Here is a 23,111-nt window from a genome sequence, read left to right on the forward strand (position 1 = left end):
GCTGCACAGGGCAGTCAGACTGCCATGATCTCTTGCTCTTTGGCTGTGACCAATTGATCAATTTCAAGCATGCGCTTGTCTGTTGATTTTTGCACATCCGCTTCAGCACGCTTTTGATCATCTTCCGAGACCAATTTGTCTTTGACCAATTTTTTCACCGACTCGTTGGCATCGCGGCGTAAATTGCGAATAGCAATTTTGGCATTTTCGCCTTCGGTACGGGCCAACTTGGTCATTTCTTTGCGACGCTCTTCACTCATGGCCGGCATGGGCACACGGATCAACTCACCCAAAGATGCAGGATTGAGGCCCAACTCGCTTTCGCGGATGGCTTTTTCAATCTTGGCAGCCATGCTTTTTTCCCAGGGCTGCACACTGATCGTGCGAGAGTCCATCAAAGACACATTGGCCACTTGAGACAGGGGCACCAGCGAGCCGTAGTAATCGACATGGATGGTGTCGAGCAAGGCCGGATTGGCTCGCCCTGTGCGGATACGGGTGAGGTTATTTTTGAACGCAGAGATGGATTGCTCCATCTTGGTCTCGGTTGTTTTCTTGATGTCAGCGATGGTCATGGGGTTCTCCTCGTCAGAACGGTCTCAGGCATGAACCAAAGTGCCTTCGTCTTCACCCAGAACGACGCGCTTCAAAGCGCCATTCTTGATGATCGAAAAGACTTTGATCGGCAATTTTTGGTCACGGCACAAAGCAAACGCAGTGGCATCCATGATGCCCAGATTGCGTGATATGGCCTCATCGAAGGTGATGTCGCTGTAACGTGTGGCGCTGGGGTCTTTTTTCGGGTCGGCTGTGTAAACACCATCGACCTTGGTGGCTTTGAGCACCATTTCGGCCCCGATTTCAGCACCACGCAAGGCGGCAGCGGTGTCAGTGGTGAAAAAAGGATTGCCCGTGCCCGCCGCAAAAACCACCACCTTGCCTTCTTCGAGGTATTGCAATGCTTTGGGGCGAACGTAGGGCTCCACCACCTGATCAATGCCAATGGCCGACATCACACGGGCCGTCAAACCCGCCTTGTCCATGGCATCAGCCAAAGCCAATGAATTCATGACTGTGGCTAACATGCCCATGTAATCAGCCGTGGCTCGGTCCATACCGACCGAGCCGCCAGCCACGCCCCTGAAGATGTTGCCCCCCCCAATCACCACCGCCACCTGCACCCCCAATCGGGTGATCTCAGCGATCTCTTGGGCCATGCGCACGATGGTGGCGCGGTTGATGCCAAAAGCATCGTCCCCCATCAAAGCCTCGCCGGACAGCTTGAGCAAAATACGCTTATAGGCTGGCTTGGCTGAAGACATGAGGGACTCCTTGATCATCAATTGGGACGGTGAAATGGCAACTCAACAAGACAATGGGGCTCAGGCTGCGGTGCCTTGAGCGGCAGCCACTTGGGCAGCCACTTCGGCAGCGAAGTCGTCGACCTTCTTCTCAATGCCTTCGCCCACCACGTACAAAGTGAAGGCGCTCACAGTGGTACCAGCGGCCTTGAGCATTTGCTCCACAGTCTGCTTGTCGTTCTTGACGAAGGACTGGTTGAACAAAGACACCTCTTTGAGGTATTTCTGAACCGAACCTTCGACCATCTTGGTCACGATGTCGGCAGGTTTGCCGGACTCGGCAGCCTTGGCCGCAGCAACCGAGCGCTCTTTTTCGATCAACTCGGCAGGCACTTCGGCGCTGGTCAAGGACACAGGCTTCATAGCGGCCACGTGCATGGCAACGTCTTTGGCAGCCGTTTCGTCACCTTCGAACTCGACCAACACGCCGATTCGGGTGCCGTGCAAATAGTTGGCAATCTTGGCTGCGCCAGCGGCACGCTTGAAGCGGCGGAAGCTCATGTTCTCGCCGATCTTGCCGATCAGGCCTTTGCGCACTTCTTCCAGGGTGGGGCCAAAACCATCTTGGCTGTAAGGCAACTCGCCCAAAGCAGCGATGTCGGCAGGGTTGTGCTCAGCCACCAACTTGGCAGCGGCGTTGGCCAAAGCCAGGAAGCTGTCGTTCTTGGTCACGAAGTCGGTTTCGCAGTTCACTTCGATCATGGCGCCTGTGGTGCCGTTCACAAAGCTGGTCACCACGCCTTCGGCGGTCACACGCGAAGCGGCTTTGCCAGCCTTGGTGCCCAACTTGACACGCAACAACTCTTCAGCTTTGGCCATATCGCCTTCGGCTTCGGTCAGGGCTTTTTTGCACTCCATCATGGGAGCGTCGGTTTTTGCACGCAGTTCAGCGACCATGCTTGCGGTAATTGCAGCCATTTGATTTCTCCGTATTCAGTCTAAAAGTCAGATTAAAAAAAAGGGGCAACAAAGCCCCTTTCATCGAGTCTTGGAAACTCAGGCAGCGGCGTTGTCTTCTTCGACAAACTCGTCTGCACCTTCGGTGACAGCCTTGACCACATCGTTGAGTGCATTGGCACGGCCTTCGATGATGGCGTCAGCGATGCCACGGGCGTACAAAGCCACGGCCTTGGCCGAGTCGTCGTTGCCGGGGATGATGTAGTCGATGCCTTCGGGCGAGTGGTTGGAGTCCACCACACCGATCAATGGAATACCCAATTTCTTGGCTTCCGAGATGGCAATCTTGTGGTAACCGACGTCAATCACGAAAATCGCGTCAGGCAAAGCAGCCATGTCCTGGATGCCACCGATGTCTTTTTCGAGCTTTTCCATCTCGCGCTTGAACATCAGTTGTTCTTTTTTGCTTAAGGCTTCGAGGCCGACTTCTTGCTGGGCCTTCATGTCCTTCAGACGCTTGATCGAGGTCTTGACGGTCTTGAAGTTGGTCAGCATGCCACCCAACCAACGCTGGTCGACGAAAGGCACGCCAGCGCGTTGGGCTTCGGCAGCCACCAGCTCACGGGCTTGGCGCTTGGTGCCCACCATCAAGATGGTGCCGCGGTTGGCGGACAGCTGCTTGGCGAACTTGATCGCGTCCTGGAACATCGGCAGCGATTTTTCCAGGTTGATGATGTGAATTTTGTTGCGATGGCCAAAGATGAAGGGGGCCATCTTGGGGTTCCAGAAGCGGGTTTGGTGACCGAAGTGGACACCGGCTTCCAGCATTTCGCGCATGGTAACGGACATATTGAATACTCCAAAGGTTGGGTCTAAAACCAGTCCACTGATTGAATGCTGTTTAAAAACTCGGCACACAACACCTTGACGGGACTGATTCGCGAATGAACTTTGATGAAACAAACAAAACTGAATTGGCGCGTGTCAAAAGACACACAAAAGACAGCTGCTGCACTCAGCAAAGCCTTAGGATTATAGCATCCTGCCTCACCCGAAAGACGCTTGATCCATGAAAACAGACCTGATTGCCACCCGCCAAGCCATCGCGCGAGGCCTGACCCACCCTCAAGCTGTGGCCGAAGCCTGTCTGGCTGTCGCACAAAGCAAGGCATGTGAGCACGCCTTCATCCAACTGACCCCAGAGGCATTGCGCGAAACAGCCCAGCAACCCCATGTCAGCCAACAAACACTGGCCGGTTTGGCCGTCTCCATCAAGGACCTGTTTGACGTGCAAGGTCAAATCAGCGCAGCCGGCTCGGTGGTGCTGCAAAACCAGCCCCCCGCCTTGCATGACGCGGTGGCCGTCAGTCGTTTGCGAGCGGCAGGCGCAGGCCTGATCGGGCGCACCAACATGGTTGAGTTTGCTTTTTCAGGTGTGGGCACCAACCCTCACTACGGTACACCCGCAGCCTGGGACGGCTTGCACGACTGCGCAGTGGGCGCATCAGACCAGACCCATGTTCCCGGAGGCTCAAGCTCTGGGGCGGCTGTGTCGGTGGCCACAGGTGCCGCTTTCATCGGACTGGGCTCTGACACTGGCGGATCCATTCGAGTCCCTGCGGCTTTGAACGGCATTGTGGGATTCAAAAACACGGCACGGCGGGTGCCCACCGCCGGGGCGGTTCCCTTGTCCACCACCCTGGATACGGTCTGTGCCATGACACGCAGCGTGCGCGACACCATTTTGGCCCACGAAATCCTGTCCGCCCGCCAAGTTCCCAAGGCGCATCGCCCCCTGTCTGAATACCGCTTGGCCGTTTCACGAAGCCTGATGCAAGAGGGCATGGACCCGACGGTCACACGGGCCTTTGAGCGCAGTTTGAACACATTGCGTGCAGCTGGTGCCCACATTGACGAAATTGACCTGCGCGAGCTGAATGAATTGACCGCCATGATGAGCACGGGGGGCTTCAGCCCGGCAGAAAGCTATGCATGGCACCGCCAACGCATCGCCCAAGATGTCGAACGCTACGACCCCCGTGTGGCCCAGCGGATCTTGCGTGGACGGGACATGAAAGCCCACGAGTACATGGATTTGCTCCAAGCACGTCAGCATTGGATTGGCCGGGTTGAAAGCACCTTGCTCGGCTACGATGCCGTGCTCTCGCCCACTTGCCCCATCGTCGCCCCCCGCATCAGCGACATGGCCCCAGGAGAGCAACGCGATGCCGAATTTTTCAGAACCAACGCATTGCTGTTGCGCAACACCAGCGCGGTCAACACGCTTGACGGCTGCGGCATCTCTTTGCCTTGCCACGCTCAAGGCGAGTTGCCCGTGGGTCTGATGGCCTGGCACGCCGCCATGCACGACGACACGGTCTTGCAACTGGCTTTGTTGCTCGAACCCTTGTTGATGGAGCCCCTGAATCTGGCATCGACATGCAAGCCTTGAGGCCCTGGAGCGGCTGGCCTTTGCTGGATGCAGACTCTGTTCGGCAATTGGAGCCGCAACTGCAGCTGCTCAGCCAACGGCCCCTGATGGAAAGCGCAGGATGTGCAGCCGCCCAACTGGCCATGGCCATCGCGCCCCATGCAAGGCTCATCTGGATCGCCGCTGGCCCCGGACACAACGGTGGTGATGGGCTGGAAGCTGCTCGTCTTTTGCACCAGTGGGGCAATGAAGTCATCGTCAGCCTGATGACACATCCTCATGAGTGCTCCCCACAACTCAAAGCCACGCTGCAGCGAGCCCAAGACGCTGGCGTGCGGATTCAAAAAGAGCCACCCGAAATCTGGTTACAACAGATGGACGAGCGGGATTTGTGCATCGATGCCCTGCTCGGCATTGGCGCATGCAGACCCTTGGGGCCAGACATGAGGCACTGGCTTCAGCTCATGCAAAGTTGTCCAGGTCAAGTGCTGGCCATTGACGTCCCTACAGGCCTGAATCCACGGTCAGGCCACTGGTTGGGCCATGAGGACTTGAACGCGCTGCCCATACACGCTCACCATACTTTGTGCCTCATTGCCGCCCAAGCGGGTTTGTTCATGGGCCATGGGCGCGATGCCTGCGGACAAATCTGGCTGGAGGACTTGGGCTACCGCGCAGGGTCGTTCCCGATTGCACCATCCGCTTGGCTCAACATGCCCTACACCCCTCACGCCAAACACCATGCCAGCCACAAAGGCAGCCATGGTGACGTGGCGGTGGTTGGCGGTGAAGCCATGGCGGCACACGGCATGGGCATGACCGGTGCCGCCGTATTGGCGGCCACCGCTGCATTGCATGCCGGTGCTGGTCGAGTCTATTTGAGTTTGCTCGGCGCCATGGCCATCGACAACGCCCCGCAAGATGTGATGCAGCGCCCATGGACACACCTGGATTTGGAAAAAACAACGGTGGTGTGTGGTTGCGGCGCGGGAAAAAGCGTCATAGAAGTTTTGCCTCCCATCTTGCAGCGCAGCGCACAACTGGTGCTCGATGCCGATGGACTCAATGCCTTGGCACACGACAAAGCTCTGCAAACTTTAATGCGTGCTCGCGCCAAAGGCAGTACGGTGATCACCCCTCACCCCCTGGAAGCTGCCCGCCTGCTGGGCACCCAAACCTTGGACATTCAAAGTGATCGCCTCAAAGCGGCACAACAACTGGCAGACCAATTGAAATGCACAGTGGTCCTCAAGGGCTCTGGCACCGTCATCGCCGCCCCTGAATGCACGCCACACATCAACCCGACAGGCAACGGACGTTTGGCCACGGGGGGCACAGGCGATGTTCTGGCTGGGCTGATCGGTGCACGCATGGCCCAAGGTTTGAACGCTTTTGAAGCGGCCTGCTCAGCCGTTGCACAGCACGGCCAATTGGCAGACGACTGGCCGGCACACCAAGCCCTGACCGCCAGTCGCCTGGCCCAGCGACTGACATGATCACCCTCAACGGCGAGGCTTGGTCGTTCTGGGGCTCTTTTTCTTGCTCGCTGCTTTTTTTACCGAAGCCTTGAGCGCCTGAATCGGAGAACGGTTGCGCTCGGCATCGGCGAGTTTGCGGTCGGTAGCCGCACGTTTTTGACCTCGTCCGGCTTCGGCTGGCACCTGAACACCTTTGTCGCGCATGGCGCGTGGCACCAAGTCGTCTGAGGCGTTGACCAATCGAAAATCGATTTTGCGGCCATCCAGATCCACCCGGCTGACCTGCACCTGCACTCGGCTGCCAATGGCATAACGAATGCCCGTGCGCTCACCGCGCAGCTCTTGGCGCAACTCGTCAAAACGGAAATATTCCCCACCCAGCTCGGTGATGTGCACCAGCCCCTCGACATACAAAGTGTCCAAGGTCACAAAGATGCCGAAGCTGGTGGCCGCAGACACCACACCGCTGTATTCCTCGCCCAGGTGCTCGCGCATGTATTGGCATTTGAGCCAGGCTTCCACATCGCGGCTGGCCTCGTCGGCGCGGCGCTCGTTGGCACTGCAATGCAGGCCCGCAGCCTCCCAGGCGCGTTGGTCGGCCGCCGACATGCGCACCCGAGGCGCAGACGACTCGGGCGCATTGCCCTTGGCCGCGCGGCTTTTCTCCAACCGTTTGCTCAGCTTGGCATGCGCCTCGCCGGGCACGGGCAAGCTGGGCAAGGTGTATTTGCGGTCCAGCAAAATCGCCTTGATGACCCGGTGCACCAGCAAATCCGGGTAGCGCCGAATGGGGCTGGTGAAGTGCGTATAAGCCTCGTAAGCCAGACCAAAGTGACCGCTGTTCACGGGCGTATAAATGGCCTGCTGCATGGAGCGCAGCAGCATGGTGTGGATTTGCTGCGCATCCGGGCGGTCCTTGGTCGCGAGCGCAATTTTCTGAAACTCGCTGGTGTGCGGCTCGTCACTGATGCCCATGCCCAAACCCAGTGCCTTGAGGTAATTGCGCAAGATGTCTTTTTTCTCAGCCGTCGGGCCTTCATGCACACGGAACAAACCCGGGTGCTTGCCCTGCTGGATGAAGTCGGCACTGCACACGTTGGCCGCCAGCATGGCTTCTTCAATGAGGCGGTGCGCTTCGTTGCGCACGCGGGGCACGATCTTCTCAATCCGTCCACTGTCGTCGCAAACGATCTGCGTTTCGGTGGTTTCAAAATCCACTGCTCCGCGCACCGCTCTTGAAGCCAGCAAGGCTTTGTACACATCCTGCAGGTTCATCAAGTCGGTCACACGCGCTTTGCGTTTGGCCGCTTCCGGTCCACGGGTGTTGGCCAAAATGGCCGCGACTTCGGTGTAGGTAAAACGCGCATGGCTGTGCATCACTGCCGGATAAAACTGGTAAGCGTGCACATCGCCCTTGGCGTTGACCAGCATGTCGCACACCATGCACAAACGGTCCACATCGGGGTTGAGCGAGCACAGGCCATTGGACAATTTTTCCGGCAACATGGGGATCACGCGGCGCGGGAAATACACGCTGGTGGCCCTGTCGTAGGCGTCGATGTCAATGGCGCTGCCGGTTTGTACATAGTGGCTCACGTCGGCAATCGCCACCAGCAAACGCCAGCCCTTGCCCCGACCCACTTTGGCCGGCTCGCAATACACGGCGTCGTCAAAGTCGCGGGCGTCTTCACCATCAATGGTGACCAAGGGCACATCGCGCAAATCCACCCGGTCCTTCCGGTCCTTGGCCAGCACCTTGTCGGGCAAGCCTTTGGCTTGCTCCAGACAGCCGACAGAAAATTCATGCGGCACGCTGTACTTGCGCACGGCAATTTCGATCTCCATGCCCGGGTCGTCAATTTCGCCGAGCACTTCTTTCACGCGGCCCACCGGTTGCCCGAACAAGGCAGGTGGCTCGGTCAACTCGACCACCACCACTTGGCCCGGCTTGGCCGTTCCCGTAGCGCCTTTGGGGATCATCACATCCTGGCCGTAGCGCTTGTCCTCAGGTGCCACCAGCCACAAGCCACCTTCGTGCAGCAAGCGACCAATCAATGGATGCTCCGGGCGCTCGACGATTTCAACGATGCGTCCCTCAGGTCTGCCTTTGCGATCTTGACGAACGATGCGCACCTTGATCCGATCGCGGTGCAGCACCGCACGCATCTCATTGGGCGACAAATAAATATCCGACTCGCCGTCCTCGCGAATCAGAAAGCCGTGACCATCGCGGTGACCTTGCACCTGACCTTCGATTTCATCCAGCATCCCGCTGGTTGGAGTTACTTTTTTGATATACAATCCTTGGATTCTGAGACGCCCAGATGGCGGAATTGGTAGACGCACTAGTTTCAGGTACTAGCGAGTAACATCGTGGAGGTTCGAGTCCTCTTCTGGGCACCATCTTAAACACACAACACCTGACAAAGCCGAAGGCCACAAGCCTTCGGCTTTTTTCATGGTGACCGCTGACACACAGACAAACTGCATCCCGAAAAATTTCAAATCTTTTTCAGCACGCAAGCCAATCAACTGTTCAAGCCCCTTATAATTTGAGACTTCCTGAGATGCCCAGATGGCGGAATTGGTAGACGCACTAGTTTCAGGTACTAGCGAGTAACATCGTGGAGGTTCGAGTCCTCTTCTGGGCACCAAACTTATCCCATCCGATAAGGCAAAAACATGACAAGCCGTTGATTTTTGATCAACGGCTTTTTTGTTGGCCAAAACACCTGCGGCTGTTTCCAAAAAGAAACCACTGCAAAGACCTGCAGGCTTGAAGCCTGCGAGGGTCCAAGCGCAACCGGCAAGCGCCCTGAGCGTGTCCATTGCCCAATGCGCCAAAGAAGCCAGAAAAAAACCGTCAGGCACGCAGCGACGCGGCCCCTGACACGCCAGCATCAAACGGGCAGCCCCACCAAGTCGTGACCTTCCACACTCACAATGCGGGCGCGGGTGAACTCACCGACTTTCAGGGTTTTGCTCAATTTTTCTGGCGGTAACAGGCGAACAACGCCATCAATCTCAGGTGCATCACCAAAGCTGCGCCCCACCCCACCTCGCCGCCCCATGGCCGGCGCACTGTCAACCAGCACCTGCATGGTCGAGCCTACACGCTGGTGCAAACGGGCGATCGACACCTCTTCGGCCACGGCCATGAAGCGGGCACGCCGTGCTTCGCGCAAGGCCTCAGGCAACATGCCAGGCAAGTCATTGGCCGTTGCACCGTTGACCGGGCTGTAGGCAAAACAACCCGCGCGGTCAATTTGTGCTTCTCGCAAAAAGCTGAGCAAATGCTCAAACTCTTCTTCGGTTTCGCCTGGAAAACCAGCGATGAAGGTGCTGCGAATGACCAACTCTGGACACAACTCCCGCCAGCGTTGAATGCGCTCCAAATTTTTCTCACCGCTGGCAGGCCGTTTCATGCGTTTGAGCACATCAGGATGGCTGTGTTGAAACGGCACATCCAGATAAGGCAAAACCCAACCCTGTGCCATCAAAGGGATGATGTCATCGACGCTCGGGTAGGGGTAAACGTAATGCAAACGCACCCAAGCATCGTGCGAACGAGCCATTTCACCCAAGGCTTGCACCAATTCCAACATGCGGGTTTTGACCGGCTTGCCGTCCCAAAACCCGGTGCGGTATTTCACATCTACCCCATAAGCAGAGGTGTCTTGGCTGATGACCAGCAACTCCTTGACACCACCTTCAAACAAGGCCTTGGCTTCTTTGAGCACATCGCCAATGGGCCGCGACACCAAGTCGCCGCGCATGGAAGGAATGATGCAAAACGTGCAGCGGTGGTTGCAGCCTTCGCTGATCTTCAAATACGCATAGTGGCGCGGCGTGAGTTTGAGCCCTGCTTCGCCAAAGCCGCCGGGCACCAAATCCAAAAATGGATCGTGAGGCTTGGGCAAGTGGGTGTGCACCGCATCCATCACTTCTTGCGTGGCATGGGGACCGGTCACCGCCAACACGCTGGGGTGCATTTCCAGCACCATATTGCCGCCGCCCGCGCCCGTCTTGGCACCCAAACAGCCGGTCACAATCACTTTGCCGTTTTCATTCAAGGCTTCAGCGATGGTGTCCAGACTCTCTTTGATGGCCTCGTCAATGAAGCCACAGGTGTTGACAATCACCAGGTCAGCGCCTTCAAAGGTTTTGGAAGTTCGGTAACCCTCGGCGCTCAATTGCGTCAGGATCAGCTCGGAATCTGTCAGGGCCTTGGGGCATCCTAGGCTGACAAAACCCACCTTGGGTGTGGTTGGGTTTGCGGGTACGGTTGCAGTTGGGATCATTTCACTCATCCCTCCATTGTCCCTGCAAAAACGAAACGTTTGTGAAAAAGGGTCTGCGCACAAGCCTCAAGTCTTCAAACCCAACACGCCAAGCAGCTGCTCGGTATTTTTCTGGATCTGTTTTTTCATTTGATCTTGCATCTGAGTCATCACGTTTTGCGACGGGTCGGCCAAACCTGAAAACATGTTTTGCATCAGTGGTGTCTGCCACTGCATGAACTGAGACCAGACCTCAGGACTCAAGGCCGGACTCGATTCGCCTAACTTGCTTTGCCAATCCATGAAAGACTGCACATGCGTCTCCAAATAAGACCCCATGTGGCCCTGCATGGCGTGACCATAAAAACGGATGATGTTGGACAACACCGCCTCGCTGAACATGGGCACACCCGCAGACTCTTCTTCGAGGATGATTTGCAACAAAATGGTGCGCGTCAGGTCTTGACCCGTTTTGGCATCCACCACCCGCAAGGGCGATGCGGCCATGACCCATTTTTTAAGCTCAGCCAAAGTCACGTAACTGGAAGTCTGAGTGTCATACAGGCGCCGGTTGGGATACTTCTTGATGGTCCGAACTGTGCTGGCCAACAGGGCTGACTCGTCGACATGCCCCGCCTTGGCTGCACGGGATGACCTCGAGGGTTTGATCGACTGGACGGGTGGCTTGGCCGGCAAAGAAAACTCCTGGTGACAGGCAGCCCATGAAAAATCTGCTGCAATGCACCATTCTAGGCACACACCCGTGCCCCTGTCGCCTTGGTTAACCCTGAGGTTTTGGAGAAGATGCCCACCACCTGACACGCTTGAAGTTGTGCATTTTTTGTTGCACAGCCCCTGTTCAAACCACTTTACCTGCGAAAATAGAACGCTATGTTCACTGGAATCATCACCGGCGTGGGGCGAATCGTCGCCATCCACGACCTGGGTCGCTCTTTACACCACGGCAAGCGCCTCACCCTCGAGGCCCCCGCCGGGTACCTTGACGATGTGGGCTTGGGCGACAGCATCGCCCTGAACGGCGCTTGCATGACCGTCACCACCTTCAGCCCCGAGAGCCGTCAGTTCACCATCGACATCTCGGCCGAATCGCTGGACAAAACCAGCGGATTGGACCAGCAAGGCAGCGTCAACCTCGAAAAAGCACTGCGTGCCAACGACCGACTGGGCGGACACATCGTGTCGGGCCATGTGGACGGTGTGGGCCAAATCAGCCATTTCGAGCAGATCGGTGAAAGCTGGGAGCTGCGCATTCTGGCACCCCACTCCCTGGCAAAATACCTCGCCTACAAAGGCTCGATCACTGTCAACGGCGTGAGCCTGACGGTGAACAAGGTGGCCGATCTGGCCGATGGCTGTGAGATCAGCATCAACCTGATCCCCCATACCGTGGACAACACCGCCCTCGGCAGCCTGAAAGCGGGCAGCCGGGTCAACCTCGAAATCGACACCGTGGCCCGCTACGTGGAGCGCATGCTCAGCGCAGGCCTGATCCAGAAAGACAAGCCATGAACGCCCCAGCGCAACTGACACCCGTGGCGATCTCGCCCGTCGAAGAGATCGTGGCCGAGATGAAAGCCGGTCGCATCGTCATCCTGGTCGATGAAGAAGACCGCGAAAACGAAGGCGATCTGGTCCTGGCGTCTGACCACGTCACGCCCGAAGCCATCAACTTCATGGCCCGCTTTGGCAGGGGCCTGATTTGCCTCACGCTCACCCGCGAGCGCTGCGAATTTCTCAAGCTCCCGCCCATGGCCGCACGCAACGGCACCTTCTACAGCACGGCGTTTACCGTGTCGATTGAAGCCGCTGAAGGCGTGACCACCGGCATCTCGGCCGCCGACCGCGCCAAGACGGTGCAAGTGGCCGTGGCAAAAGCCAGCCAGCCCACCGACTTGGTGCAACCCGGCCACATCTTCCCGCTGCAAGCGGTGGACGGCGGCGTACTGATGCGTGCCGGCCACACTGAAGCCGGTTGCGACCTGGCCGCCATGGCCGGCTGCAGCCCCTCGTCGGTGATTTGCGAGATCATGAATGACGACGGCACCATGGCCCGCCTGCCCGATCTGCAGCTTTTTGCGGCCGAGCACGGCCTGAAAATCGGCACCATCGCCGACTTGATCGAGCACCGCAGCCGCAACGAATCGCTGGTGGAACGCATTGGCAGCCGCCCACTGCAAACTGCGCATGGCGAGTTCACCGCCCATGCCTTCCGTGACCAAACCAACCAAAGCGTGCACCTGGCCTTGGTCAAGGGCGAATGGACGGCAGAGACCGAGGTGGCGGTCCGCGTGCACGAGCCCCTGTCGGTGCTCGACGCCTTGGAAGTCAACCGCGCCATGCATTCTTGGGGTCTGGACGCCAGCCTGAGCTACATCAATGCCCAAGGCTGCGGCGTCGCGGTGCTGCTCAACTGCGGCGAGTCGGCAGACCAATTGCTGGCCCAATTTGAAGGCCGTGCCCGCTCCGCCCAAGCGCCCGAGCGCGGCAAAATGGACCTGCGCACCTACGGGGTGGGCGCACAAATTCTGCGCGAATGCGGCGTGCACAAAATGCGCCTCATGGGTAACCCGCGCCGCATGCCCAGCATGACCGGCTACGGCCTCGAAATCACCGCTTACATCCCCAAGGAATAACCATGCTCGAAGCCAACAAAGGCCAGGCCGAAGAACTCGACGGCCAATTTCTGCACATCGGCATCGTGCAAGCCCGCTTCAACGAAGACATCACCAACGCCCTGGCCAAAGCCTGCATCGAAGAACTCGAAGCCTTGGGCGTGACCAGCATCGACCACGTCATGGTGCCTGGCGCTTTGGAAGTGCCCGTGGCCTTGCAGGCCATGGCCGAGCGGGCCGAATACGACGCGCTGATTGCGCTGGGCTGCATCATCCGTGGCGAGACCTACCACTTTGAGCTGGTGGCCAACGAATCCGGTGCGGGCGTGAGCCGCGTGGCGCTCGACTACAACCTGCCGATTGCCAACGCGATTTTGACCACCGAAAACCTGGAACAAGCCATCGTGCGCCAAACCGAAAAAGGCCGCGACGCGGCCCGCGTGGCGGTCGAGATGGCCTGCATCATGGACGACCTGGCCGCCGACATGGCCGAGCTGGCCGATGATTTTGACGACGAAGAGCAAGCTTGATGACCGAAGCCACCCCCACACCGGGCACCACAGACGCAGACCCAAAGCCAGCTCCAGCAGCTGGCACTCGCAAATCCTCGGCCAAGCCCGCCCGCAGCCGCTCACGCGAATTCGCCTTGCAGGCGCTTTACCAGCACCTGGTGGGGCGCAACGAAGCGGCCGACATCGATGTCTTCACACGCGACCTCTCGGGCTTTCACAAAGCCGACTCGGCCCATTACGACGCCCTGCTCTATGGTTGTGTGGAACAAGCCCAGGCCCTGGACGCCCTGATCGCGCCCAAGCTGGACCGCAGCTTTGCCGAAATCTCGCCCGTTGAGCGGGCCATCATGTGGATTGGCGTGTACGAAATGCAGCACTGCCTGGACGTGCCCTGGCGCGTGGTGCTCAACGAATGCATCGAGCTGGCCAAGGACTTTGGCGGCACCGACGGGCACAAATACGTGAACGCCGTGCTGAACGGATTAGCCCCTGAACTGCGCAGCGCCGAAGTGCAAGCAGATCGCCAATCCGGCCGCGCCAAATAACCCCGCCACCAGAGTCCAGACACCATGCGCATCTCCGAGCGAGCCGAGCGGATCGAGCCCTTTTGGGTCATGGAAGTGGCCAAGGCCGCCTCACAAAAAGCCCGCGAGGTCGCGCACACCGACCGGCCCGTGGTGTTTCTGAACATTGGCGAGCCCGACTTCACCGCCCCGCCCCGCGTGCAAGCCGCAGCACAAGCAGTCGTCGCCTCCGGCCAAACCCAATACACCCCAGCGCTGGGCTTGGACGCCCTGCGCCAAGCCATCAGCGGCTGGTACACGCAGCGCTTTGGCGTGCAAGTGCCCGCCAGCCGCATCGTGGTCACTGCGGGCGCATCGGCGGCTTTGCAACTGGCCTGCCTGGCTCTGATAGACCGGGGCGATGAAATCCTCATGCCCGACCCGAGCTACCCCTGCAACCGCCACTTTGTGAGCGCAGCAGAGGGCACCGCAGTCTTGCTGCCCACCACGGCCGAAGAACGCTTTCAATTGAGCGCCGCCAAAGTGGCCGCCGCTTGGGGCCCCAACACCCGTGGCGTTTTGCTGGCCTCGCCCTCCAACCCCACCGGTACGTCGATTGACCCGGCCGAGCTGGCCCGCATCATCGATGTGGTGCGCAGCCACGGCGGCGTCACCCTGATCGACGAGATTTACCTGGGCCTGAGCCACGACGACCAGTTCGGCCAAAGCGCCCTGGCCCTGGGCGACGATGTCATCAGCATCAATAGCTTCAGCAAATACTTCAACATGACCGGCTGGCGCTTAGGCTGGCTGGTGGTGCCTGAGCAACTCACGCCCGTGCTCGAGCGCCTGGCGCAAAACCTCTTCATTTGCGCCAGCACCGTGGCGCAACAGGCGGCCTTGGCCTGCTTTGAGCCCGACAGCCTCGCCGAATACGAACGCCGCCGTGCCGAGTTCAAAGCGCGTCGTGACTACTTCATTCCGGCCCTGAACGATTTGGGCCTGACCGTGCCTGTGGCCCCCGATGGCGCGTTTTACGCCTGGGCCGACTGCAGCGCCGCCTGCCAAAAGCTGGGCCTCAAAGACAGTTGGGACTTCGCCTTTGCCGCTCTGGAACACGCCCATGTGGCCATCACGCCGGGACGCGACTTTGGCACCGACCAAACCGCGCGCTTTGTCCGCTTTTCCACCGCCAACTCGATGGCCGAATTGCAGACCGCGATCGCTCGCCTCAAAGCCTGGTTGCAGCCATGAACAGCACCAGCGATAAACCCAGCGTGTTTGAACACCCCATCCGCATCTATTGGGAAGACACCGACGCGGGCGGCATCGTGTTTTATGCCAACTACCTCAAGTTTTTTGAGCGTGCCCGTACCGAATGGCTGCGCGCCCTGGGCTTTGGCCAGCAAGTGCTGCGCGACCAATCGGGCGGCATGTTTGTCGTGAGTGAAACCGCCGTCAAATACCACTCCCCCGCTCGCCTGGACGACACCCTGGTCGTGACCGCCGAGCTGCAAACAGGCGGAAAAGCCAGCCTGACCATTGCCCAGCGTGCCTATCTGCGCACCGCAGATCCAAACCCAAGCAACAAGCAACTCCTGGCCGAAGGCACGATTCGCCTGGGCTGGGTCGACAGCACCACCTTGAAACCCGGCCGCATCCCGGCCCCTGTTCTGGAAGCCCTGAAATGAACCAAGACATGTCCATCGTCTCGCTGCTGCTGAATGCGAGTTTTGTTGTGCAGTTGGTGGTGCTCATTTTGCTCGGCATCTCGGTGGCCAGCTGGGCTGCCATCGTGCGCAAGTTGTCCGCCATCAAGCGCATCAAAAACCTGAACGAAGAATTCGAACGCATTTTCTGGTCGGGCACCAGCCTCAACGAACTGTTCAATGCGGCCAGCCAAAACGCCAAAGTGTCCGGCCCCATGGAACGCATCTTTGCCAGTGGCATGCGCGAATACCAAAAACTGCGCGAACGCCGCATCAGTGATACCGGCACTTTGCTCGACGGTGCACGCCGAGCCATGCGAGCGAGCTTTCAGCGCGAAATGGACGTGGCCGAATCTCAACTGGCCTTTTTGGCTTCGGTCGGTTCAATCTCGCCTTATGTCGGTCTGTTTGGCACAGTGTGGGGCATCATGCACGCCTTCACCGGCTTGGCCAGCTTGCAACAGGTGACCTTGGCCACCGTGGCCCCCGGCATTGCCGAGGCTTTGGTGGCCACCGCCATTGGTTTGTTTGCCGCCATCCCGGCGGTGCTGGCCTACAACCGCTTTTCACACGATGTCGACCGCATCGCCATCAAGCTCGAAACCTTCATCGAAGAGTTCTCCAACATCCTGCAACGCAGCCTGGGTGGGGCAGGCACAGGCCAGTCAGCCTCTGGCCACTGAAGGGGACCGCGCATGCCTGCCACGTCATCCCGAGGTCGCGGTCGACGCACCATCGCTGAAATCAACATGGTGCCTTTCATCGATGTGATGTTGGTCCTGCTGATCATCTTCATGGTGACCGCACCCATGATCACGCCCAGCGTGGTGGACCTGCCCAGTGTGGGCAAAGCCGCCAAGCAACCGGACAAAGTCATTCAAATCGTCATTCAAAAAGACGAACAGCTGAGCTTGTCAAACGAGGGCAAGACCGACACGGCCACTTTGAGCAACGTGGCCAGCAAGGTCAAGCAGCGCGTGGGTGAACACAACAACACAGCCGTTGTCATCAGCGCAGACCGGAACGTGAAATACGAAACCGTGGTCAAAGTGATGGACAGCTTGCAACGCGCTGGCATTGCCCGCGTTGGGCTGTCGGTCCAACTGGTGCCCTGAGAGATTTGCCAGTGAACGCCAAGCCTGTCCCGCATCTGGAGTTTGCGCCCCCGCCGCCGCCTGGGCAGCAACGCGCTTGGTGGATTGCAGGTTTGGCGCATGGGGCGCTGTTTCTGGCCCTGGGCTTGGCCACCGCATGGAAAACACAAACGCACACGGTGCAGGCCGAGGCCGAATTGTGGTCGGCCCTGCCTCAGGCAGCAGCGCCTCGACTGCAAGAGCCAACGCCCACCCCACCTGAACCTGAGCCACAACGACCCGCCAAACCCACCCCACCACCCCCGCCAGCGCCCGACCCCGAATTGGAGCGCCGCGATGCGCAAATCGCCATCGAGAAGAAAAAACAGCTGGAAAAGAAGAAAGAGGCTGAAAAACTCAAAGCCGAACAACTTCGCAAAGACCGCGAAAAACAGGAAAAAGAGGCGCAGGAGAAAGCCGCCAAAGACAAAGCGGCCAAAGAGAAAAAAGCCCTCGAAGAGCGCGACCGGAAAAAAGCCGAAGAAAAAGCCGACGCCGAACAAAAAAAGCGCAAGCAAGAACAAGCCCAAAAGATGGCTGAAAAAGCCGCTCAAGACAAGGCCGATGAGGCACGAGCAGAGGCCATGCGCAAAGAGAACCTGCAACGCATGCAAGGCATGGCGGGAGCCTCAGGGGGTGCCAACGCCACAGGCAGCGCACTCAAATCATCGGGCCCCTCGGCCAGTTATGCCGGTCGCTTGGTCGGGCGCATCAAGCCCAACATCACCTACCCCGGTGAAGCCATCGGCAATCCCCGTGCCGAAGTCGAAGTCAAAGTCAACCCAGACGGCACCATCTTGAGCCGCCGCATCGTGCAGTCCAGCGGCAACAAAGCCTGGGACGATGCCGTACTGCGGGCCATCGACAAAACCGAAATTCTTCCCAAGGACACCGATGGCCGGGTGCCGCCTTTGATCGTGCTGGGGTTCCGGCCACTGGATTGACGCCCAAAGGGTGCGTCCGTCCTGGACAACCTTGACCACTTTTCGGGCATTTTTGCGTCACCCATCTTGTCCACCAAGGTGGGCCGATGGTCTCAAGCTTGGGCAAGATCTGCCGATACCCACTACAAGTCATTTCATTCTCGGGCCTGCTGATGGGTCCGATCCACAGCGTTCCGGGACAAACACCATGTTGAAAATTGCGGGTATCGGCTTCGTGACCGCCGGGCTTGTTCTGTGGACCCACCCCACGTTGGCGCAAGGCAAACCCAGCAGTGGGTGTTTTGTGGCCCAATTCAAGTCCCTGGCTCTGAAAACCCACCATCCCGAGCTGAGGGCCGAGCGGGCTGAAAAGTGGCTGCAGCAAAACACCCCCCTCTGCACCAAAGTCCAACTGTCCTCTATTCAGGCCAACAGCCCCAATTGGCTGGGCAGCTCTTTGACCCTTGAAATCTCCGCCATTTTGGAGGGGGCCATTGAAGCCAGCATCTTGGGCAACCCTGAGTTGATGGGCCGTCTTTACGAATCCGTGGGCAAGGAAGGGCAAAGCGGCACGGTCACCTTAACCAACCCCGCTGCCCGAGCCCCTGTTGTTCAACCCATGGTCAACAATGGCGTGATTTCAGGCAGCGCGAACTACGGCAACATTTCGGGCAACACCACCCTGAACCAAAACACGAACAAACTGGGCAACACCAACAGCAATGCTAACCCAGCCGGCAGCAACATGGTGAACGCCCCTCCCAATACCTCGATGGGTCAAGGCAGTGCACCCACAGGTACTCAGGGCAGACCCTCAGCACCCCGCTGAACGCCCTGTCCAAGGTTTTCGCATGACGCCTTCCCCATCGCTGGCGTCCACATTGCAGCAAACAGGGCAGTCTTGGACTGCGCCGCTCTTTCAGTCGTAAACGATCTGCGCCTGCCCTTGATCGGCTTGCGCCATCCAACTGGCCAAGGCCGCATCGGTGGGGAAAAATTTGGCAGCTTCGCCCAGCGCCAGCTCAGCCCGGGCGGCCAGTTCATCTTTGCGGCGCTCCAGCACCAGTCGCACAGGCAGGCCGCGCACCAAGTCGCCCTGCTCGGTTTGCTCGCGTTGGGCGGGAAACTCTTTGACCAATCGGGCAATGTCGGGCGCTCGGCCATTGACCACCACACGCAGGTACTTGCCATAGCGGCAACGTGCTGCGCCCAAGTCCATGATCTGCTCGACTTTGAGCCGAAAGCCCCCCGAAAAACGGTCAGCCTGCATTTTGGCGGTGACCACGATCAACTCGTCGTCTTTGAGCAAATGCTTGGCGGAATTGATCAAGGACTCGTCGGCAGTGGCTTCCATCACACCCGATTTGTCGTCAAGCTTGAAAATCGCCACCTTGCCGCGCTGTCCGTTGATGATGCGCAAATCGCTCACGATGCCCGCCATCAGCTGGGGTTCTCGGCTGTCGATCAGTTCGTCGATCTTGCGGCGGGCAAACTGGCGCACCTCGCGCTCCACCGCATCGAACAAATGGCCGGACAAGAAAAAGCCCACGGCCGTTTTTTCCAGCAACAAGCGCTCCTTGATGCCCCAGGGCATGACCTCCACCAAATCGGGCTCTTGGGTGCTCGACCCATGCGAATCGTCGCCCAGCATGTCAAACAGCCCCCCTTGGTTGGCATTGGCCACGGTGGCCGCCGCAAACTCGAAAGCCTTGTCAATGCTCACCGACAAGGCAGCACGGTTCATGTGCAAGGAGTCAAAGGCACCGGCTTTGATGAGTGCATCCACCGTGCGTTTGTTGATGCGGCTGCGGTCCACGCGCACGGCAAAGTCAAACAAACTCTTAAACGGCCCGCCCTCATTTCGAGCCGCCACGATGGCCTCGATGGCTTGTTGGCCCGTGCCCTTGATGGCCCCCAGGCCATAGCGGATGATCTTGTCGGTCACCGGCTCAAAGCGGTGCGTGCCCCGGTTCACGTCCGGCGGGTCAAAACGGATGCCGAACTTCAGGGCGTCTTCGTGCAAGACCTTGAGCTTGTCGGTGTCGTCCATCTCCACCGTCATGTTGGCGCAGAAGAACTCGGCGGTGTAGTGCACCTTGAGCCAGCCCGTGTGATAGGCCAGCAATGAATACGCAGCCGCGTGCGATTTGTTGAAGCCATAGCCCGCGAACTTTTCCATCAGGTCAAAAACCTCATCGGCCTTGTCCTGCGCAATGCCGTGGGTGGCCAGGGCACCCGCACGGAACTTCTCGCGGTGCTCGGCCATTTCCTCGGCCTTTTTCTTGCCCATGGCGCGGCGCAGCAAATCGGCGCCACCGAGCGAGTAACCGCCCAGAATCTGCGCGGTCTGCATCACCTGCTCTTGGTAGACCATGATGCCGTAGGTCTCGCTCAGCATCTCGGCCACCGCCGGGTGCGGGTACTCCACCACTTCGCGCCCGTGCTTGCGGGCCACAAAGCTGGGAATCAGGTCCATAGGCCCCGGGCGGTACAAGGCGTTGAGCGCAATCAGGTCTTCCAGGCGACTGGGGCGGGCGTCGCGCAGCATGCCCTGCATGCCTCGGCTTTCAAACTGGAATACGGCCTCGGTCTTGCCGTCCGAAAACAGTTTGTAGGTGGCTGCGTCGTCGATGGCGATGTTTTCAAAGGCGAAGTTTTCCTGGCCTTTGTGCCGCTTCATGATGAACTCGCGGGCGATCTCCAAAATGGTGAGCGTGGCCAGGCCCAAAAAGTCGAACTTCACCAGACCGGCCGCTTCCACGTCGTCCTTGTCGTACTGGCTCACGGCCGATTCGCTGCCGGGCTGCTGGTACAGCGGGCAAAAGTCGGTCAGCTTGCCCGGCGCGATCAGCACGCCCCCGGCGTGCATGCCGATGTTGCGGGTCATGCCTTCGAGCTTTTGCGCCAGCTCGATCAGGGTCTTCACGTCCTCTTCGCGCTCGATGCGCTCGGCCAGGATAGGCTCCATGGCGATCGCGTAGTTGTTTTTGTCGCCTTCTTTGGGCGTGGCGGGCGGGTACTGCAGCGTGACCGACATGCCCGGCTTGTTGGGAATGAGCTTGCTGATGCCGTCACAAAAGGTGTAGCTCATGTCCAGCACACGGCCCACATCGCGGATCGCCGCACGCGCGGCCATGGTGCCGAAGGTGGCGATCTGGCTGACTGCGTCACGCCCGTATTTGTCCTTCACATAGTCGATGACGCGGTCGCGGTTGCCCTGGCAAAAGTCGATATCGAAGTCGGGCATGGACACCCGCTCGGGGTTCAAAAAGCGCTCAAACAGCAGGCTGTATTGCAGCGGGTCCAGGTCGGTGATCTTGAGCGCGTAGGCCACGAGCGAGCCCGCACCCGAGCCACGGCCTGGCCCCACAGGGCAGCCGTTGGCCTTGGCCCACTGAATGAAGTCACCCACGATCAGGAAGTAGCCCGGAAAGCCCATCTTCAAAATGGTGCCCAGCTCAAACTCCAGCCGCTCCACATAGCGGGGGCGTTCTGCATCGCGTTTGGCTTCGTCGGGGTAAAGGTGCTTAAGGCGTTCTTCCAGTCCTTCAAACGAGACGTGGCGGAAATAGTCGTCCACCGACATGACCACGCCATTCACAGGCGGGATCGGAAAGTTGGGCAACTGCGGCTTGCCCAACACCAGGCTCAGGTTGCAGCGCTTGGCAATTTCCAGCGTGTTGGCAATGGCACTGGGCACATCGGCAAACAGCGCACACATTTCTTGTGCAGACTTGAAATACTGATCCCGGGTGAACCGCCGCACCCGACGCGGGTTGGCCAGGATCTCGCCTTCGGAAATGCACACCCGCGCTTCGTGGGCTTCGTAGTCCTCGGTCGCCAAAAACTGCACCGGGTGCGTGGCCACCACCGGCAAACCCAAACGTGCGGCCAGCGCCACGGCACCAGCCACTTGGGGCTCGTCTTCAGGGCGGCCTGCGCGTTGCAGCTCCAGGTAAAAGCGGTGCGGAAAAATGGACGCCAATTGCAGCGCAATGTCGGCAGCTTTGTCGCTGTCGCCTTGCACCAGGGCTTGGCCCACGGGGCCGGCTTGTGCACCCGACAAGAGAATCAGGCCTTCGGCCAGCTCCTTGAGCCAGACCAGCTTGACCACGGCCACGTTTTTGACCACGTTCTGGGTCCAGGCCCGGGCCAGCAGTTCGCAAATGTTCAGGTAACCCTGGTGGCTTTGCACCAGCAAGGCCACCCGGCTGGTGGCCCCCAGGTCCCCACCCAGGCCCTGGAGGTTGATTTCTGCGCCCAAGATGGGCTTGACACCTTTGGCCCGGCCTTCTTTGTAGAACTTGACCCCGCCAAACAGGTTGTTCAGGTCGGTGAGGGCCAAAGCCGGTTGCCGGTCTTGGGCTGCTTTTTTGATGACTTCATCAATGCGGCAGGTCGAGTCAACGACGGAAAATTCGGAGTGAAGGCGCAGGTGAACAAACATAAGCCCCATTGTAGAAGGCCACACAAGGCACTTGGCTGCCATGGACTGCGCTGGTGTGCCCTCCCCTCAATCGCGCAGGACTTGCAACACCTCGGAGCGAAACTCACGCCCATACAAAATCAGCACCACCAAAGCCGTGGCCATGACCAAGGCCAAAGGCGAAAAAAACCAGGCCATGGCAGCAAATGAAAAGTAATAAGCCCGCAAACCATCGTTGAAGGTTTCGGCGGCAGCACTCACCAAATTGCCCGCCCTCTCGGCAAAGTGCTGACGATCAAAGCGTTGGTCGGCAAATTCTTGGGGCGGAGGCATCGCACCAATGACCAAAGCCACAAAAGTGTATTGGCGCATGGACCAAGAGAACCTGAAAAAGGCATACACAAAAATGGCCACCAAGACCAAAACCTTGAACTCAAACACCAACATCGGGGTGGGTTGGGCAAAGGGGATTTCACGCACCAATTCGGCCGCCTTGTCGGTGGTGCCCAGCAAAGCAAACAAGCCGCCAATGATGATGATGCTGGTCGATGAAAAAAAGGCCGGGGTTTGCGACAAATTCTGGGTGATCAGGCCGTCGAGCATGCGCGGATCGCGCCCAGTGGCCTGCACCATCCACAGCTGGCGATAGCGGTTGGTGGTCGCAATCAGACTCAAGTCGCGCATGCCGCGCACCTTGGCCACCCAGGCGTAGCCCACCCACATGCTCAAAAAGCAAACCAGACCCAGCCAATCGGCCCAGGGCAGCATCGAAATGATCTTCATAGGGCTGAATCGTAACAAGGAAGAGGGCTCGCCAGCCGTGAC

General features: G+C 58.9%; 21 protein-coding genes and 2 tRNA genes. 14 read left to right on the forward strand and 9 right to left on the reverse strand.

Annotated features, from left to right (window positions below):
- Positions 1-14: 14 nt before the first annotated feature.
- From frr to rpsB, 4 genes are all read right to left on the reverse strand, one after another.
- A complete protein-coding gene (gene frr / locus AMM41_RS11945) occupies positions 15-575 on the reverse strand; it encodes a ribosome recycling factor (protein ID WP_089958255.1) in 561 nt (186 codons plus the stop codon).
- A 24-nt stretch (positions 576-599) separates the two neighbouring features.
- A complete protein-coding gene (pyrH, locus tag AMM41_RS11950) occupies positions 600-1,322 on the reverse strand; it encodes a UMP kinase (RefSeq protein ID WP_089958609.1) in 723 nt (240 codons plus the stop codon).
- Between the two features lie 60 nt (positions 1,323-1,382).
- Positions 1,383-2,279 carry a translation elongation factor Ts gene (gene tsf / locus AMM41_RS11955; RefSeq protein WP_089958260.1) on the reverse strand — a complete coding sequence of 299 codons (897 nt, stop codon included), beginning with the start codon at positions 2,277-2,279 and terminating at the stop codon, positions 1,383-1,385.
- 78 nt (positions 2,280-2,357) lie between these two features.
- Positions 2,358-3,107 carry a 30S ribosomal protein S2 gene (rpsB, locus tag AMM41_RS11960; protein WP_089958263.1) on the reverse strand — a complete coding sequence of 250 codons (750 nt, stop codon included), beginning with the start codon at positions 3,105-3,107 and terminating at the stop codon, positions 2,358-2,360.
- A gap of 220 nt (positions 3,108-3,327) precedes the next feature.
- Between rpsB and AMM41_RS11965 the strand changes: the two genes are divergently transcribed.
- The gene (locus tag AMM41_RS11965) at positions 3,328-4,710 is read left to right on the forward strand and encodes an amidase (RefSeq protein WP_089958267.1); all 1,383 of its coding nucleotides are present in this window, start codon (positions 3,328-3,330) and stop codon (positions 4,708-4,710) included.
- The gene (locus AMM41_RS11970; protein WP_089958272.1) at positions 4,698-6,185 is read left to right on the forward strand and encodes an NAD(P)H-hydrate dehydratase; all 1,488 of its coding nucleotides are present in this window, start codon (positions 4,698-4,700) and stop codon (positions 6,183-6,185) included. The genes AMM41_RS11965 and AMM41_RS11970 overlap by 13 nt, the downstream gene beginning before the upstream one ends.
- Before the next feature lie 6 nt (positions 6,186-6,191).
- Here the strand turns inward: AMM41_RS11970 and rnr are convergent, their stop codons facing one another.
- Positions 6,192-8,435 (reverse strand): ribonuclease R, encoded by a 2,244-nt coding sequence (gene rnr, locus AMM41_RS11975; RefSeq protein ID WP_089958277.1) that lies wholly within the window; start codon positions 8,433-8,435, stop codon positions 6,192-6,194.
- 50 nt (positions 8,436-8,485) lie between these two features.
- Between rnr and AMM41_RS11980 the strand changes: the two genes are divergently transcribed.
- Together AMM41_RS11980 and AMM41_RS11985 are read left to right on the forward strand one after the other, a co-directional pair.
- A tRNA-Leu gene (locus AMM41_RS11980) sits at positions 8,486-8,570 on the forward strand.
- Between the two features lie 166 nt (positions 8,571-8,736).
- Positions 8,737-8,821, forward strand: a tRNA-Leu gene (locus tag AMM41_RS11985).
- A gap of 246 nt (positions 8,822-9,067) precedes the next feature.
- Here the strand turns inward: AMM41_RS11985 and rimO are convergent.
- Positions 9,068-10,477: a 30S ribosomal protein S12 methylthiotransferase RimO gene (rimO, locus tag AMM41_RS11990; protein ID WP_089958281.1), complete on the reverse strand. Its 1,410-nt coding sequence runs from the start codon at positions 10,475-10,477 to the stop codon at positions 9,068-9,070.
- Between the two features lie 57 nt (positions 10,478-10,534).
- Positions 10,535-11,059: a polyhydroxyalkanoate synthesis repressor PhaR gene (gene phaR / locus AMM41_RS11995; RefSeq protein WP_089958612.1), complete on the reverse strand. Its 525-nt coding sequence runs from the start codon at positions 11,057-11,059 to the stop codon at positions 10,535-10,537.
- Between the two features lie 279 nt (positions 11,060-11,338).
- On the opposite strand from phaR, the gene AMM41_RS12000 reads away from it, so the two are divergent.
- From AMM41_RS12000 to AMM41_RS12045, 10 genes are all read left to right on the forward strand, one after another.
- Complete coding sequence (locus AMM41_RS12000) at positions 11,339-11,977, forward strand: riboflavin synthase (RefSeq protein WP_089958285.1); 639 nt, start codon at positions 11,339-11,341, stop codon at positions 11,975-11,977.
- Positions 11,974-13,101 (forward strand): bifunctional 3,4-dihydroxy-2-butanone-4-phosphate synthase/GTP cyclohydrolase II, encoded by a 1,128-nt coding sequence (gene ribBA, locus AMM41_RS12005; protein WP_089958290.1) that lies wholly within the window; start codon positions 11,974-11,976, stop codon positions 13,099-13,101. The genes AMM41_RS12000 and ribBA overlap by 4 nt, the downstream gene beginning before the upstream one ends.
- A 2-nt stretch (positions 13,102-13,103) precedes the next feature.
- Complete coding sequence (gene ribH / locus AMM41_RS12010) at positions 13,104-13,610, forward strand: 6,7-dimethyl-8-ribityllumazine synthase (protein WP_089958294.1); 507 nt, start codon at positions 13,104-13,106, stop codon at positions 13,608-13,610.
- Complete coding sequence (nusB, locus tag AMM41_RS12015; protein WP_089958299.1) at positions 13,610-14,137, forward strand: transcription antitermination factor NusB; 528 nt, start codon at positions 13,610-13,612, stop codon at positions 14,135-14,137. Before ribH ends, nusB begins: the two co-directional genes overlap by 1 nt.
- A 24-nt stretch (positions 14,138-14,161) precedes the next feature.
- Entirely contained in the window at positions 14,162-15,349 is a 1,188-nt protein-coding gene (locus AMM41_RS12020; RefSeq protein WP_089958304.1) for a pyridoxal phosphate-dependent aminotransferase, read from the forward strand.
- Complete coding sequence (locus AMM41_RS12025) at positions 15,346-15,786, forward strand: YbgC/FadM family acyl-CoA thioesterase (RefSeq protein ID WP_089958307.1); 441 nt, start codon at positions 15,346-15,348, stop codon at positions 15,784-15,786. Before AMM41_RS12020 ends, AMM41_RS12025 begins: the two co-directional genes overlap by 4 nt.
- Entirely contained in the window at positions 15,783-16,487 is a 705-nt protein-coding gene (tolQ, locus tag AMM41_RS12030; RefSeq protein ID WP_089958311.1) for a protein TolQ, read from the forward strand. The genes AMM41_RS12025 and tolQ overlap by 4 nt, the downstream gene beginning before the upstream one ends.
- A 12-nt stretch (positions 16,488-16,499) precedes the next feature.
- Positions 16,500-16,919, forward strand: a complete 420-nt coding sequence (gene tolR / locus AMM41_RS12035) for a protein TolR (protein ID WP_089958316.1) — start codon at positions 16,500-16,502, stop codon at positions 16,917-16,919.
- Positions 16,920-16,930: 11 nt separating this feature from the next.
- The gene (tolA, locus tag AMM41_RS12040) at positions 16,931-17,881 is read left to right on the forward strand and encodes a cell envelope integrity protein TolA (protein ID WP_228769251.1); all 951 of its coding nucleotides are present in this window, start codon (positions 16,931-16,933) and stop codon (positions 17,879-17,881) included.
- Between the two features lie 187 nt (positions 17,882-18,068).
- Entirely contained in the window at positions 18,069-18,689 is a 621-nt protein-coding gene (locus AMM41_RS12045; RefSeq protein WP_089958324.1) for a hypothetical protein, read from the forward strand.
- 90 nt (positions 18,690-18,779) lie between these two features.
- On the opposite strand, the gene dnaE is transcribed toward AMM41_RS12045, so the two are convergent.
- Both dnaE and AMM41_RS12055 read right to left on the reverse strand, forming a co-directional pair.
- Positions 18,780-22,307, reverse strand: a complete 3,528-nt coding sequence (gene dnaE / locus AMM41_RS12050; protein ID WP_089958329.1) for a DNA polymerase III subunit alpha — start codon at positions 22,305-22,307, stop codon at positions 18,780-18,782.
- A 66-nt stretch (positions 22,308-22,373) separates the two neighbouring features.
- Complete coding sequence (locus AMM41_RS12055; protein WP_089958333.1) at positions 22,374-23,069, reverse strand: DUF599 domain-containing protein; 696 nt, start codon at positions 23,067-23,069, stop codon at positions 22,374-22,376.
- Positions 23,070-23,111: the final 42 nt, after the last annotated feature.

This window comes from Limnohabitans sp. 2KL-3 (assembly GCF_001269405.1).
Classification (GTDB): Bacteria; Pseudomonadota; Gammaproteobacteria; order Burkholderiales; family Burkholderiaceae_C; genus Limnohabitans_A.